The following is a 15,654-nucleotide window of genomic DNA, read 5'->3' as shown; positions in this document are numbered from 1 at the left end:
CCTGGACGAGGAGTGCAGGTCCGTTTTGGATAACATGACATTCCAGCTGTAACGCATCTAACCGTATAACACAAAGCAACAAGACGGCTTCCCCAAACCAGGGAGGCCGTCTTGTTCATAGGATCAAAAACAGAAAGGCGGCTCCTGATTTTTGGAACCGCCTTTCTGCCTTACCACGGCAGATAACCTTCTGCACGGTATTCATCTTCTGCGAGGGCGCGGCCGCGGCACTGTTCACGGCTCATCAGGTAGCCATAAGCGTACCAGGAGCATTCGGAAGGTTTACCGTCTTTCCGCGCGTTGTTCCAGGCGGCCCGAACGGTGGCGTGTCCCGTCCATCCACCTGCATCTTTCCACCCCCTCAGCCATTGGATATATGGGCTACTCTTACTGCCGCGCACAGGGCCGCTATCTGTGGAGATAACAGTGTCTCGTTTGATCTGCTGATATTTGACTTCTGACATCGTGTATTTTCCTTTCTGATGAAGATAAGTAAATGGGTTTGTTACGACTGATATCTTTGCTTCGGCTGCCGTGAGGTGGCGGTCCCCTCATTACAGCCGAAGCAAAGACCAGGCATTTCAGGACTTACTCTTCGACTTCACCGAAGATCTCAATGTACTCGTCGGCACTGCAGTGCTCTTCGACCCAGTCCCGAGCCTCGTCTTCGGTGAGGGGGATAATATCCCAGGAACCGAAATACGAATCGCCATCTGTGTCGCCGTATTTGGTCCTTGCGCCGCCCTCGCCGCCGAGGAAAAATTCACCCGTTTTCTTTCGGTAGAGCGACTCGTTCAGAAAATCCAAGTCGCCGCCACAGCCATAGCAATAGTTGCCCACATATTCGGCCGTATCGGTGTCATACAGCTTGCGGTTAATGATCTTTCTCATAGTAATTATTTTCCTTTCTTGTGAATAATGTAAAAAATTATTGATATTATTGTGATAGCTTTGTGCCGGCCGCAAGGAGGGACCGCCCCTCCTTGCAGCCTCTGCGGCAAAGCCCACGCAGACTGAGGCTTACTCCTCGACTTCACCGAAGAGCTCTACGTACTTGTCTCCACTGCAGTTCTCTTCGACCCACAGCTTTGCGTCGTCTTCGCAACACGGGATAATGCTGTAAGATGTGGGGTCGTCGGGGTCATCCGGGCAGACGCAATAGAAAAATTCGCCGTTTTTCTTTCGATAGAGCGCATCAGTAATAACGTCCGGATCGTCGATTGGGCCAGAGAACACTTTCTTAATGAGTTCGGCCGTAGCCGTGTCGTACATCTTGCTGTTAATAACTTTATTCATTTGATTCACTCTCTTTCTGAATTTTGTAAATTTAAGCTGATAGAACGGAACGTCTTAATGTGTTGCTTACTGGTTCATGCTGTGCTTGTTACTGCCATGATTCTGTCACCTCGTTTCTCTTTAAGCGGCGAAAGCGAAAACTCGTTTTCTTCTTTGCTGTTTACTGTATAATATCATTCAATATTATTTTTGTCAACATCGTAATCTTAAAAAATATAAACTTTGTGCAATTTGTGCTATTATAGCAAGAAGATAAGCGGTATAATTGTGCGATATGAACGGCGCAGCCTATATGTATCTACCATCATACTTGCCGTGCTCCGATATGGAACACAAAAATAAGACGGCTTCCCATACCAGGGAGGCCGTCTTGTTGCTTCATTTTATGACACAGGAGTTGAGAAACCATATGTTCCCTGTCACTTCGGAACAGCTGGCCCAGGCCCGGGAGCTGGACTTGCTGACCTATCTGCGGCGGTATGAGCCGGACGAGCTGATTCCGCACGGCAACGGCTCCTACGCCACACGCACCCACAGCAGTCTCAAACTCTCCAATGGGCAATGGTACTGGTGGTCCCGCGGCGTGGGAGGCGTCACCGCGCTGGACTATCTTGTGGAGGTGCAGGGCCTGTCCCTGCCAGACGCCGTGCGGCAGATCCTCGGCGCAGGGCACATGCCCCCGGCGGCGCTTGTCCCCCCGGAGCGGCGCAGGCCCCAGCCGTTTCGTCTGCCGCCCCGCCACACCGACGACCGGCGGGTGATGGCCTACCTGACCGGCCGCGGCATCGACACCGAGATACTCCGCGCCTGCATCCGAAACAACCAGCTCTATGAGGACGCAGCCCACCACAACTGCGTGTTCGTGGGCTACGATGGAGACACGCCCAGGTATGCCGCCCTTCGGGGCACATACCCTCGTTCCGCCTTCATGGGCGAGGTGGCCGGGAGCGATAAGCGGTTCTCCTTCGCTGTTCCCGTCAGGGCGGGGCCGCGGCAGACCCTCTGTGTCTTTGAAAGCGCCATTGACGCCCTCTCTTACCTGACCCTGCTGAAACAGGGCGGGCAGAACTGGCGCACAGCCAACACCCTCTCCCTGTCCGGCGTCTATGGCCCGAACCGCCGTGGCCATGACAAGATGCCCCGGGCCCTGGGACAGTATCTGGAGCGCAATCCGATCAGGCGCATTGTCCTTTGCCTGGACAATGACAATGCCGGACGCATGGCGGCCCAGAGCCTTCAAAACCTCCTGACCGATTACCTGGTACTGGACAATCCGCCGCAGGGGGCCAAGGACTATAATGAGCTGCTGTTGCGGCGTTGAGGATTGATGGCTTCTCCCACGCCCCCGGCCAATACAGGAAAAGGAGGAGACAGAAGGCCATCTCCGCATTCCGCCGCATGGGTCCTGCTACCCGCTCTTGTATTCCCAGGCTCTGTCTGCATCGACGCCTTGCCGCCCTTCCCCCGTTGATACAAAAGGGAGCAGGGCGAGGGCTAAGATGAAAGGTATGGGTCTGCACCATGTCTTGAGTAGTGATAAGGAAGTAAATAGGTAATTGCAGGGCGGCATAGCGTGTGGCTATGCCGTTCTGCCTTTTCTTTGCCGTTCAATCACTTGACTGTCGTTAGGAAGATTAACTTCCCCAATGAAGTTCCAAACAATCTGCACTTTCTGTCGGCGGTGGCCGCTGGACTTATCCGGCGCATGGACTATGATTTTCTTCACAAACTCATTCACTATCGTAGGGGTTAATTCTTTCACGCCCACATACTTGCGAATGACGGCGGCAAAGTTGTCAAAGTCTGCCTTGTCCTGCTCGAAGATATGAACAGCGTTTTGCTCTGCATGAACAAACTCCGTCAATTCTTTCTGCTCGACTTCATACTCCGCAGACAGTTTCAAAAACCGTTCGTGGCTGATTGTTCCGTTTACATCATCTTCATAAATCCGCTTGAAAATCCGGTCAAGTTCGGCTATCCGTTTCCTTGCCTGTTCCAATGCTTTCTTGCGCCGCTTCATATCCTTTTCCATTTTCTCAAAACGCTGCTCATACACCATATCGCGAAACGAAGTGATGTCGTCGATAAACATAGCGGTTACATCAAAAATCCGTTTTAGGACAATCCGTTTCAGCGTTTCCTCTCGGATATAATGGGCGGTGCAACTTCCCGTATTGCTCTTGTAACGGGAACAGCGGTAACTGTCTTGCGAGGGTGTCAAACTTCTTGCCGTACAGAAATGTAATTTACTGCCACAGTCAGCGCAGAAAATTAAGTTGGAAAACAGCCCTTGCCGTTCCGCTTGCTTGGCGGGGCGGCGTTTGCTTGCCCTTAATTCCTGCACCCGTTCAAAAAGTTTTTCATCAATGATTGCTTCATGGGTATTGCGGAAAATCCGGCGGTTTTCGGGCGTGTTCTCATACCGCTTTTTCAGTTTGTTTGACTTGGAATAGGTTTTGAAATTGACCGTATGCCCGCAGTATTCAAAACGCGCTAAAATCTTGGAAACAGAGTTTGCGTCCCATAAATACGGATTATCCGGCAAAGGCTTTCCGGCGCATTTTGCATAGTAGGATTTTACCGTCAAAACTTTTCCCTTTTGCAGTATTCTTGCAATCTGCATAGGACCTTTCCCGTCTACACACAGCGCAAAAATCTTTTTGACTACTTCGGCGGCTTCTCCGTCTACAACCCATTGTTTCGGATTATCCTTGTCCCTCAAATATCCGTAGGGCTGCTTTCCCATATGTTCTCCAGCGTTTGCCTTTGCGGTAAGTATCGCACGGATCTTCCGGCTTGTATCGCGTGCATAGAAATCGTTGAACAGGTTGCGAAATGGGGTAAAATCGTTGTCGCCCTTGTCGCTGTCCACACCGTCGTTGATTGCAATATATCGAATATCACGCTCGGCAAAAAAACTCTCGGTGTAATAGCCGACTTTCAGATAATCGCGTCCCATGCGGGACATATCCTTGACGATAACCGTTTTGACCTTTCCCGCTTCCGCAAGCCCTATCATTTCATTCCAGCCGGGTCTATCGAAAGTTACGCCGGAAACGCCGTCGTCAATGAAAAAAGTCGGGTTAGGGAAACCGTTGTCCTCTGCATACTGCAAAAGGATTTTTTTCTGGAAAGCGATTTGTCAAGGGTAATTTCTGCAAAAAATACAAAGGGTGCTGCATGATAGCTCTACAGCACCCTTTGTATAGGAAACAAGATATTTGATTATGGAATTGGCTTCAACCCAAGCTCTTGCAAGAATTGATTATGGCGCACTTTTGCCTTTTGAATATCTTCTTCGATTTTTTCAAGCTCCTGCTGTACTTCTTCCAGGTTAACGATCTCTTCTTCAGGTGCAGTGCTGACATATCGAGAAATATTTAGATTGTATCCATTTTTCTCGATTTCCTCCATAGAAACTCGGCGGGAATACTTTTTGTCATCTTCTTTTCGGTATTGGTATGTTTCAATGATCTTATCAATATGCTCCGGTAAAAGTGTATTTTGACGTTTTCCTTTTTCAAAATACTCACTTGCATTGATAATCAGTACATCATCATACTTCTTGCACTTTTTAAGAACCAAAATACACACCGGAATACCCGTAGAGAAAAACAGATTTGCCGGTAAACCTATGACAGCATCAATGTTTCCGTCTTCGAGAAGTTTTCTCCTGATTTTCTCCTCAGCGCCACCACGGAACAGTACTCCATGCGGTAGAATAATCGCCATTGTTCCGTCATCACTTAAAAAATGGAATCCGTGCAATAAAAAGGCGAAGTCTGCCGCTGACTTTGGAGCGAGTCCGTAATTCTTGAAACGGAAGTCCTCTGCCATTTCTTCTTTGGGTTGCCATCTATAGCTGAAAGGCGGATTGGCTACTACCGCCTCAAACTGCATTTTTTTTGCCGGATTCATTTCATTCAAAATATTCCAATCATTCAGCAAAGAATCGCCATGATGAATCTGAAATTCAGAATCCTTTACACCATGGAGCAACATATTCATACGAGCAAGGTTGTAGGTAGTAATATTTTTTTCCTGCCCATAGATCTGACCGATACCATTTGCACCAAATTGCTTTCGTACATTAATTAGCAGAGAGCCCGAACCACAGGCAAAGTCAAGCACATTTTTTAGTTTGCTCTTTTTTCCGGTGCTTGGATCTTGACTATCAAGAGATACAATTCGGGAAAGGATAGTTGAAACCTGCTGCGGGGTATAGAATTCACCCGCTTTTTTACCAGAACCAGCAGCAAACTGGCCAATCAAATATTCGTAGGCGTCACCCAGAATGTCTGTTTCATTTGGAAATTCGGCAAGTCCTTTTGCGATTTCTGTAATAATCGAACATAGTAAGCTGTTGCGTTCACCATAATTTTTCCCGAGCTTATCGGAATCCAGATTAACTTCTGAAAACAATCCACGAAATCTGCTTTCAAACGACTCATTCTCAATATATTTAAAGCCACTCTGCAAAGTTTTCAGCAATTGACTATTTTGTGTTCTTGCCAATTCATATATATTACTCCACAAATATGCCGGTTTTATCACATAATGAATTTTACGGCGCATTTGTTTTTCAAGCATATCAACTTGATCCAAATTGCGAATATACCAGACTGCAAGCGGGATTACATTGTGGCTATAGAGCATCTTATTATTGTCATCCACAAAATCTTGTCTTGCTTTTTCAATTTTTTGATGGTCTTCTTCGTCTTCATGTAACCCTAATTTCTCAGGAGAAAGCGATCTACTGTATCGGGTAATAACAGATTTAAGCTCGCCAATATAGGTATCAAGATCCTCTCCATTCTTTTGAATTTCAAGCTCACTTTTCTGATAATCACTGCCCAATTCCTTTTTTACTGCCTCTTCATAATTATCGGACAGGTAGCGCAAAAAGAGAAAAGATAGCATATAATCTCTAAAATCATCGGCGTTCATTGCGCCACGCAGTTTATCTGCAATCGCCCACAATGTTGAGCCTAACTGTTTTTGTTGTGTATCATTCATCAGTCATCCTCCTGTACCTGCTCTTTATCAAATATCCTTTGATTGAACTTATAATCTTCCAAAAAATTATCTAATATATTTCGAAAATACTCCTTATTATCATCTGCCAACGGAGTCGGCTCAAAAACAGAGTAATTTCCATGACTCATAATATTAACCATTCTTTTATGGACAACGAAATCATCGTCATTATCTATTCGTAGACACGATGAAAAATGTTGATAGCCATGAAAAGCAGCCGTTTTTTCTAAAACATTTCTAAGTATATTAAAATGATAACTATAAATTTCTCCTGAATCAGCGACTTTCTTCAATTCCTTCAGTAAAGCGACATGGTAGAAAAACGGCGTATTGCTTGTATCTTTTAACATGTATAGTCCATTTGAGGTTACTCTTTGAAAAAAAAGCCTTTCTGGATTTTTAATCTCATTACATAGAACGTTATAAAAAAGAGTGTGATGTGATGAAATTATAACCTTAATATCCGCATCACTCATTAAGTTTGCTAAATGACTTGCCACTGCAATAACATTGTTATCATCTAAAGATGAAATTGGATCATCAATATAAATATATTTGACCCAACTATAAGATTCCTCTTTATCAACCACCAGTTGCATAATCGCCAAGAAAAAACACCAAACAAATATATTTTCCTCGCCACGAGATACTTTGATGTTATCAATTCTTTGGCTGGTTCCATCAATCGTCACATTTTTATAAAAGTTAATTTTGTACTCGTCATAATCAATTGTAAAATCGAAGTCAGCATACCGATGCAAAAAAGGACGAATGCGGCTTTCCATTTCCAATTCTTTTAGCCCGGAAAAAAATCTGGAACCACTATTTAATTTTAAAAAACGATCCGTATCGTTTTCCAAGTCATTGTCCCAGTAGAAAAGGTCTTCCGTAAAGGCATTGTAATACAATGTGTCTGCTGTTTTTTCGCCGGTTTCTTCATTCAGTGTCTGACCTAATGTTTTAAATTCAGCGGATAACCTTGTTTTTCCTGTACCGTTATAGGCAAATAATAAAATGTATTTTTTTCGTTCTTCGTCTAATAGTATTCGAAAATACTTTGCGATTTCTTCCAAATTCTCAAACTGAGGCTCTTTAATTTCTTTAGAAGAAATTGAGATTCGCTTGAAAATAAAGTCCAATTTGGTGCTAACTTGCTCTGTTAACCCTTCTTTTAAATGGTACTCAGTTCGATCATCTGATCTTTTATAATTGTCAGTAACAATACTTTTATATTGCTGGAAATCTGGCGTATTTAGTGTTTTGTTAGTAAGTTTTTTATACTCTTCTTTCAAAAATTTTTCCGGTACATTTATACTCATACATCTGCCTCCTCAAGAGAAGGAAACAATCCCTGCATTAATCCTTTTTTATGTATTTTTAACTGTTCCACCTTGTTTGACTGCTCGGTAATTATGCTATCTATCTCAGACAAGCAATCTGCAATTTTTTGTTGTTCTTTGAAAGATGTAGGAAGAACAATTTCTACATTTTTCAAAACTTCTTTAGAAAGATTATTGTTCTGTCCCGTACCTTGCATGTTTATTTCTTTGTGTATTAGTGGTTCTATCAAAAATTTAATTGCATGATTCTTTTCGTCTTTAGGAATTAATTTCAAAGTACGCTGATTTAATACAGCAATATTTGTATTCCATATAAAGAAATTAAACCCTGCTGCGCCTGTCAAGCTCAATATTAAATCATTTTTTGAAATTAAATATTTATATAAATCGTTACTCCTAATCAAATCCATATTGACAAACACTTTGTCAGTATTTGAATTTTTGTTATTTATATCAGTAATCCTAACAACTTGAATATAGTTAGAATCTGTATCATTTGCAACGAAATCATTAGACGAAAAGGCATATCCTTCTTGAAAATCACATATTAGTTTTAACTTTTGCAATTTCCACTCTTCACATCCTTGAAACTCAGGGAATCTCCATTCAGGCAGGGTTTTCCCTTCCGCAGGGAACAGCTTTTGCATCAAACCTTTTTTGTATTTTTCTAATGCCTTCAGTTTTCTGCTTTCTGCGTCAATCAGATCATCAATGGAGGATAGGCAATCAGCAATCTTTTGTTGTTCTTTGAAATCAGGTAATGCAAGAGGCATACTCCATAAATGTTTTGTATCAACACTTAACGCCCCGTGTGCTCTTGCACCCACCTCAATATATTTTCTCAGCCAATGTCCGTGATAGTTATTGTGCCAGAGATAATCAAAAAACGGAGGATATGATTCATTATCAGTAATTCTAAAGCAAGTAAAAATACTATTGGGAACAGCGGCTATATCGTATTCTCCCAACATAGAAATATAGCCTTCTGGAAACTGCTTTGTTGCGCTTTTGTTATATGCAAAATCATATTTCCTAATAACAATATAATTTTTATAGGAATCCCCTGCTATTTCTCTCCCAAATTTTTCTGCTTGTGGTATTAAACCCACGCCAGATGTTACACTCATAAGAGTGTATTTATTTTCTCCTGCTTTTTCTTTTACGACGGAAGATATTTTTCCCAACTTCGTAATTTTCAATTTATCCCCAATGAATTCTGGAAACCGTAACTTAGGCACTATTTCTTTCTTCTTATTCATACGCATTTAACCCCACAATTTCACGACCATCTGCCAGCTTCTTTAACAATGGAATCAGATCATCCATCAAATCCAGTTCTTTTTGCGTTCTTTCTCGCCAGCTTAGGTCAAGCGGTGCCAAAAGGTCGCTGAGCTTTTCGCCGTCAAAAATCATACGGTCGATAATTTCCTGAATAAACGCCTGCAAACTTTGGATTTCAATCCCATGTTTTTCTGCAATGGCATTGATTTCCTGATTGTTTTTCCGCTCTTTGAATTTCTGGTATCCCTCTTTGATTTGTTTTTCGTTTAAAGCCACACCAACTTGAAGCGAGTCGATATATTCGATAATATCTTCTCTTTCATCCAGAAAATTGGAAGTAGCGGAAAGCATACTGATGAGTTGCTCCTTGCTCATCTTTTGCTTTTGCGGCTCAGACTGGGATTGTGTGTACTTTGCGATCAAAGCCATAATATAGTCGTAGTCAATTAAGACAGACGAAAACAGAACAAACTCAAAATCGAGCTGCTCTACTTCAGAATCTCTATTCTCAGTATCCTTTCCTTGTTCGGCTTTCAGTCTTTGCGCCACATCAATATAAGCACCACGGAACGCACGCAGGGTATCCTCCGGCAATAGCTCCTCGATTTTTTCTGCGTCTTTTTCTTCAATTTCCGTGTACTGCTCCAGCTGCGTTCTTAAGCGCTGTACTTCTTTGAATTTGTTGACAAATTCACATCTTGCGGCGTCGCCTTTTAGGTTGCTTACTTCCTCAGGTTTACACTCCAAGCCCTGAGATTGCATAAATGCTTCCAGCTCTTTGACTGCCTGATCCAACTTCTCAACAACCTTTGGAGCTGGGTCAACAAGCCAGATTTCTTTGGCTCGGCTGCTGTTATCCTTGCCGGAAAATAGTGCAATCGCTTTATCTACCTCGTCTGACTGGTTCCTGAAATCCAGGATGTTGCCGTAGGGCTTTGTATCATTCAGCACACGGTTCGTTCTGGAAAATGCCTGAATCAACCCATGATACTTCAAGTTTTTGTCTACATACAAAGTGTTCAAATATTTGGAGTCGAAACCGGTCAGCAGCATATCCACCACAATGGTAATGTCAATTTTGTTTTTATGCGGATAATCTGTGTTAGAATATTTCTGGTCTTTAATTCTTTGTTGTATGTCCTGATAATACCCATCAAAATTATTGATGTCATGGCTGGTTCCATACTGTTCGTTATATTCTTTGATAATCCCCATCAATGCCTGTTTCTTTTTGTCAGGCTCTTTTTTATTGTCTTCTTTTTCCTGGGGAAGATCCTCTTGAATCTGTTGAACATCCTTATTCCCTTCCGCCGGTGGAGAAAATACACAAGCGATATTTAATGGCATGAACTCACTGTCAGCAGCATCAATACAATTTTGTTGAGCTTCTTTGAACAAGTCGTAATACTCAATGGCGTCATTGATAGATGCTGTGGCCAAGATAGCGTTGTATCTTCTGTTGTTCGTCACAGCATCATGCTTTGCCAGAATCTGTTGAATGACTGCCTTTTTGCGCTGCGTCTCATTCATTTTTGATGCTTGTTCATCACCGCTTACGCCTAAATAATCAATGTGGAATCGTAATACATTTCTATCATCAATCGCATGGGTGATCGTGTATGCGTGCAGCTCTTTCTCAAAAATATCCTTTGTGGTGGTATAAGAACCGATGGTTCCATCAATTTGCTTGTAAGTTGCGTTCTCTTCAAAAATAGGCGTGCCAGTAAACCCAAACAGCTGAGCCTTTGGGAAGAAGTTTTTGATTGCTTTGTGGTTTTCTCCAAACTGCGAACGATGGCATTCATCAAAGATGATTGCGATCCTTTTGTCTTTCAGCGGAGCTAATCTTTCTTTGTATGTTAATTCGCCCTTTTTCTTTTTCTCTTTGGTTCGTTTACTATCATTATCAAGCGCCAATCCCAACTTTTGAATGGTCGTTACAATGACTTTATCTCGATAGTCCTCCGACACAAGTCTTTTTACCAAAGTTTCAGTATTGGTGTTTTCTTCCACGCATCCCTCTTGAAACTTATTGAATTCCTCTCTGGTCTGTCGGTCAAGATCCTTTCTGTCCACCACAAAAAGACATTTTGCTATGTTGCGATTATCCTTTAGCAAGGTGGACGCCTTGAAAGATGTGAGAGTTTTACCGCTTCCCGTTGTATGCCAAATATAGCCGTTTCCTCTGTTTTGCTCAATGCAATCCATAATGGCTTTAACCGCATAAATTTGATATGGTCTCATAATCATCATTTTCTGTTCGCTCGCCACTAAGACCATATATTTGCTAATCAGTTCACCCAAAGCGCACTTACGCAGCACAGCCTCAGAAAAATCATGCAAATGAGTAATTTTTTTATTATCCTTATCAGCAAATTGATATACGGGTAAAAAGCGTTCATCAGCATCAAACGCAAAATGCTCTTTGTTGTTATTGGCAAAATAGTAGGTATTACTTCCATTGCTGATAATAAAAAGCTGCATGAAACAGAGCAGGGAATTAGTATATCCATTCCCCGGATCATTTTTATAATTCACAATCTGCTCCATTGCTCTTTTGGGAGTAATTTGCAGTGATTTTAATTCAACTTGCACAACGGGAATGCCGTTGATTAGAATAATCACATCATATCTATGGTGACTGTTTTCTGTGTTAATACGAAGCTGATTAATTACTTCATACTCGTTTTTACACCAGTCATTCGTATTGACAAGGGCGTACTGTAAAGGTGTATCATCATCTCTTTTGAATGTGTTTGTTTCTCTCAGAATTTTTGCTGCTGAAAACACATCCGGCGTAATGATACTTTCCTTTAATCTTGCAAATTCAGAATCACTTAATCTAACTCTATTAAGCTCCTGAAAATGCTTTCTGAAATTTTCCTCCAAAGAGGCTTTATCCTTAATATCTTCCCGATATATATATTTTAACTCTTTGAGTTTTTCAATAAAACTCAGCTCAATTTGCTTCTCGTTCTTCATATTGAGACACCTTTCATTCAGCTATTTGCTTCTAAAGACTCTATCAACTTTTGATCCAAATTGTTTTTTCTACAAAGTTCTGCCAAAGCGTGTCTTGCAATCTGATTTGGTTTCGATTTATGGTTTTCCCATCTGTTCACAGAAGTAAAACCCATATGCAATTCTCTCGCCAATCCTTCCTGAGATAAGTTCAGTTCGGAACGTATATTCTTTATAACTTCAGAAATATCCATAACCATATCTCCTTATTTGATTTTACACTAACACATGATATATTATAGCACAAGCTATAGCATAATACCACATGCTGTGTAAGCTTCACAGCAAAATATTGACTATATTTTCCGATTAGTTTTTATCTCTCTCCCTCATCATGGTGCACCTGCTTGTTCGACCTCTGGAGAGTAGTTTTTCGACAACGGCCGTGCTCATCAGCCTCATGCAAACGCAAGGCTACATTGCGTTTACTGCGTTCCATCATCATGTGGCTATACCTCTCCCCATAGACTTTCTGTAAATGACACATAACATTCTGTTCCAGTTTGGGGCGGATGGCCTGCCTTGCCTCGTAGAGCTGCACTGGATCAACGCCCTGGGCCTGTTCTCGAAGCCCGGCATACTCATTCAGGGCAACGTTCAGTTCGGCGGAATATTTCTGTTCCTGTTCTTCCAGCCGTTTCAGTTTTTGTTCCATAGCAATAATGTCCTTTTGGAATTTTTCGGTGGCATTTTCTTCGGTATATTCCAGAGAGGCCAGAAGCAGATTTTTTTCAGAACGCAGTTCCTCCAAATCCTCTGTCAGTACCGCAATCTTCGCCGTCAACTCCCTGTGTTGGAACACATGGACAGTAGAGAGCGCCTTTTTCTCGAAGAGCAGGTTTCGGCGTTCTTTCGTCTTATCCCGGATGTTCTTTGCCAGCTGATTGTACTGCGTGAGTGCGGGACGCAGTGTATCCAGCGAAGCACTCAGGCGTTCCTTACCTTTGCGGAGATACCCCAGCTGATAGCAGAACAGCAGCAGATTTTTACGCAGATCTTCCATAGCCTTCGCAAGCGCCGGGAGGGTGTTTTTAACTGACTGTGCCAGCTTTCTGACCTGCTCTCTCAGTTCCCGGAGCAGAGTATTGTCGGCCTTGATCTGCCGGTTCAGTTCGCACCGGTCAGAAATAATGCCTTTTTTCTCCATAGGTTTTGTTGCACTTTGTCCCTCACTATATACAACACCGCACTTTGCGATTTTGCCAAAGTTTTGAGAAAGTTTTTGAAAAAACTTCAGAAAAGCCTATTCAAAACACTCCACAGAATGTTCCTAACTCTATTGACATTCATTGAGTTTTTATATATAATCATTGTTATATAACATCAATAATTTTTTGAAAGGAAAGTACTTATGCCACCAAAAGTAAAAGTAACAAAAGATATGGTTATTGACGCTGCTTTTGAGATAGCCCGTGAAGCAGGAGCGGAAAACATCAATGCAAGAACTGTTGCAAAGAAACTGAACTGCTCCACACAGCCAGTCATGTACCATTTTGCAACGATTGAAGAATTGAAAAAAGCGGCTTATGCAAAAGCAGACGACTATCATACAGAATATCTAATGAATATTGAAAGCCCGCAGAAAGGCGTTATGCTTGGAATTGGGTTGAATTATATCCGCTTTGCGATTGAAGAACCGCATTTGTTCCGCTTCCTTTTTCAATCGAACTTTTTTAATGGAACGACTTTGCTTGAAATGATAGATGCCGAAGAACTTGCGCCTGTTCTTTTGGCAATGCAAGGAGCAGTCGGAGGAAGTATAGAGCAAGTGAAAGAAATTTTTTTGACAGTTTTTTTATTTGCTCACGGATATGCGAGTATCATAGCCAACAATTCTTTGGAGTATGATGAAGAACTCATAAAATCTCATTTAGAACGGGCTTACAGAGGGGCAATATTAGCAACACAGGAGGAAACAAAATGAGAAAACTATACGAAAAAAACGAACTGACTTTTGCGATTGTGTGGATTGTGATTTATTGTGTGCTGCAATCTTTAGCCAATCCACTAAATGAAAAAATAGGGGTTGAATATTCTGCAAGTGCAATTTTTTCTATATTACAGTCCGTGATCCTCTTGGTTTTTATTCGAAAAAATAACTTACTAAAACGATATGGGCTTTGCAAATCTCCTATATCTGCCAGCCGCTTTCTGTTCTATATTCCCTTGATAATTTTAGCCACAAGAAATTTTTGGAACGGAGCGGCGTTTAATTTGAACTTGGCAGGAACTGTCTGCTATATTGCCTGTATGCTTTGGGTTGGATTTTTAGAAGAAGTTATTTTTAGAGGACTGCTTTTCAAAGCGATAGCAAAAGACAATGTAAAAACGGCAATTATCATTTCAAGTGTTACATTTGGTTTGGGACATTTATTAAACTTGGTAAATGGCAGTGGTGCGGGAATAGCAGAAAACTTACTTCAAGTTACAGGGGCGATTGCGATTGGTTTTCTGTTTGTCATTCTTTATTATCGTGGCGGTAGTTTGTTCCCTTGTATAATTACGCACTCCGCAATTAACATCACAAGTGTTTTTGCAAATGTGGTAGGATTGACGATAGAAAAGCGTATCATCTTCCAGTTGGTACTGTTTGCAATTACTATTACTTATTCTTTTATTCTCACAAAGACACTCCCTAAAAATCAGTATTACGACAGGGAGGATAACTGATATGGAAAATGTGATTTCAGAATGGTTGCGCTGCCCTGTTTGCGGAAATAAGACAAGGCTGAAAATCCGTGGGGACACAGAACTAAAATATTTTCCGCTGTTCTGTCCTAAGTGTAGACAAGAGACTTTAATCAATGTAAAACATCTGAATACCACAGTTATCAAAGAGCCAGACGCACAGACGCAGAGCCGATAATACGCAGATGAAAATGCGGTTATCGGCTTTTTCATATTCTCTTGGAGAAATGTAAATGCCGCCATATCGACAAACTTTTCTTGACCTTTTAGGGAAATAGCAAAGCCAAGAAAAGCCGTCAAGGGTCAAGATAAACGCTTCGCGCCCTTGACGGCTTTTCCCGCCTTTGCTCACAGGCAGACAAGAGGGCGCAAACGGAAAGACCGCTTGCGCCCTCTATCTATCATGAGTGTCGTGTGGTCATTTAGGGGTTAAAAAAGCCTTGATTTATGCGGCTTTGCGGGCGCGAAAATGGAGAGATAAGGGTTTTATATTCAATCCCTCAAAAACAGCGTTCTATCGCGTAACAAAGCGGATATACCGCATTTCACGATATATCCGCTTTCAGTTACTACAACCTGTCTGTCAGCCGTTGAATTGTTCCTTATCCCTCTTTATCTTGTCTGCATCCTGTCCACTTTTCCGCTTTTTCCTCTACAAATATTTTCTTTACAATGTTTTATTCATCCTTATTGATTTTTTACGAAAAAAAGGGAAAATTGGACAGAAACACGGCAAACCCTTGTGCCGCAGCGGTTCTCTGGTGTCCACTTTTTCTCCTCCCTGTCCTCGTTTGTGTGCCGCGGCGGGCGGGAGCGGGGGATAAGCGCCACGGGCCGTTGCATTATCATGCCCTGTATCTTCTATAACCTTATTTACAGTCAGACCTCCTGCTGTCTGCGGCGGTTTCCCCGCCGGGAGTGTGGAGCGGACAGTGTGGGATCAAACCTCATTCCCACGATGACTTCACAAAGGAGGTATGGACAAATGGGG

14 protein-coding genes are annotated in these 15,654 nt (G+C 42.3%); 4 read left to right on the top strand and 10 right to left on the bottom strand.

The annotated features are described in order from the left end of the window. Positions 1-170: 170 nt before the first annotated feature. The 3 genes from B5F94_RS14285 to B5F94_RS14275 form a co-directional block, all read right to left on the bottom strand. Entirely contained in the window at positions 171-464 is a 294-nt protein-coding gene (locus B5F94_RS14285) for a hypothetical protein (RefSeq protein WP_087331058.1), read from the bottom strand. A gap of 124 nt (positions 465-588) precedes the next feature. After that, positions 589-891 carry a hypothetical protein gene (locus B5F94_RS14280; RefSeq protein WP_087331056.1) on the bottom strand — a complete coding sequence of 101 codons (303 nt, stop codon included), beginning with the start codon at positions 889-891 and terminating at the stop codon, positions 589-591. Positions 892-1,020: 129 nt separating this feature from the next. Continuing rightward, positions 1,021-1,296, bottom strand: coding sequence for a hypothetical protein (locus B5F94_RS14275; protein ID WP_087331054.1), 276 nt, complete (start codon positions 1,294-1,296; stop codon positions 1,021-1,023). A gap of 409 nt (positions 1,297-1,705) precedes the next feature. Here B5F94_RS14275 and B5F94_RS14270 point away from each other — a divergent pair, with 409 nt between their 5' ends. Continuing rightward, positions 1,706-2,617: a DUF3991 and toprim domain-containing protein gene (locus B5F94_RS14270; protein ID WP_087331052.1), complete on the top strand. Its 912-nt coding sequence runs from the start codon at positions 1,706-1,708 to the stop codon at positions 2,615-2,617. Positions 2,618-2,875: 258 nt separating this feature from the next. Here B5F94_RS14270 and B5F94_RS14265 read toward each other — a convergent pair whose 3' ends face one another. The 7 genes from B5F94_RS14265 to B5F94_RS14235 form a co-directional block, all read right to left on the bottom strand. Then, entirely contained in the window at positions 2,876-4,435 is a 1,560-nt protein-coding gene (locus B5F94_RS14265; RefSeq protein WP_087331050.1) for a recombinase family protein, read from the bottom strand. 86 nt (positions 4,436-4,521) lie between these two features. Then, positions 4,522-6,312, bottom strand: a complete 1,791-nt coding sequence (locus tag B5F94_RS14260; protein ID WP_087331048.1) for a type I restriction-modification system subunit M — start codon at positions 6,310-6,312, stop codon at positions 4,522-4,524. After that, on the bottom strand, positions 6,312-7,652 hold the full coding sequence (locus tag B5F94_RS14255; RefSeq protein WP_087331046.1) for an AAA family ATPase: 1,341 nt from the start codon (positions 7,650-7,652) through the stop codon (positions 6,312-6,314). The genes B5F94_RS14260 and B5F94_RS14255 overlap by 1 nt, the downstream gene beginning before the upstream one ends. After that, entirely contained in the window at positions 7,649-8,932 is a 1,284-nt protein-coding gene (locus B5F94_RS14250) for a restriction endonuclease subunit S (RefSeq protein ID WP_087331043.1), read from the bottom strand. The genes B5F94_RS14255 and B5F94_RS14250 overlap by 4 nt, the downstream gene beginning before the upstream one ends. After that, positions 8,925-11,936 (bottom strand): type I restriction endonuclease subunit R, encoded by a 3,012-nt coding sequence (locus tag B5F94_RS14245; RefSeq protein WP_087331041.1) that lies wholly within the window; start codon positions 11,934-11,936, stop codon positions 8,925-8,927. The genes B5F94_RS14250 and B5F94_RS14245 overlap by 8 nt, the downstream gene beginning before the upstream one ends. 17 nt (positions 11,937-11,953) lie before the next feature. Next, a complete protein-coding gene (locus B5F94_RS14240; protein WP_087331039.1) occupies positions 11,954-12,169 on the bottom strand; it encodes a helix-turn-helix domain-containing protein in 216 nt (71 codons plus the stop codon). Positions 12,170-12,291: 122 nt separating this feature from the next. Beyond that, on the bottom strand, positions 12,292-13,122 hold the full coding sequence (locus B5F94_RS14235) for a hypothetical protein (protein ID WP_242965689.1): 831 nt from the start codon (positions 13,120-13,122) through the stop codon (positions 12,292-12,294). A gap of 204 nt (positions 13,123-13,326) precedes the next feature. Between B5F94_RS14235 and B5F94_RS14230 the strand changes: the two genes are divergently transcribed. From B5F94_RS14230 to B5F94_RS14220, 3 genes are read left to right on the top strand one after another with little or no spacing between them, the layout of a single operon-like run. Next, positions 13,327-13,899, top strand: coding sequence for a TetR/AcrR family transcriptional regulator (locus B5F94_RS14230; protein WP_087168410.1), 573 nt, complete (start codon positions 13,327-13,329; stop codon positions 13,897-13,899). Continuing rightward, complete coding sequence (locus B5F94_RS14225) at positions 13,896-14,645, top strand: CPBP family intramembrane glutamic endopeptidase (protein WP_087168411.1); 750 nt, start codon at positions 13,896-13,898, stop codon at positions 14,643-14,645. The genes B5F94_RS14230 and B5F94_RS14225 overlap by 4 nt, the downstream gene beginning before the upstream one ends. Before the next feature lies 1 nt (position 14,646). Then, on the top strand, positions 14,647-14,841 hold the full coding sequence (locus B5F94_RS14220) for a cysteine-rich KTR domain-containing protein (protein ID WP_087168412.1): 195 nt from the start codon (positions 14,647-14,649) through the stop codon (positions 14,839-14,841). Positions 14,842-15,654: the final 813 nt, after the last annotated feature.

The sequence above is a fragment of the Flavonifractor sp. An4 genome (genome assembly GCF_002161755.1).
In the GTDB taxonomy this organism is placed as follows: domain Bacteria; phylum Bacillota; class Clostridia; order Oscillospirales; family Oscillospiraceae; genus Flavonifractor; species Flavonifractor avicola.
Note: the sequence above shows the minus strand (reverse complement) of the source record. Positions and strands in the feature narration are given on the sequence as shown.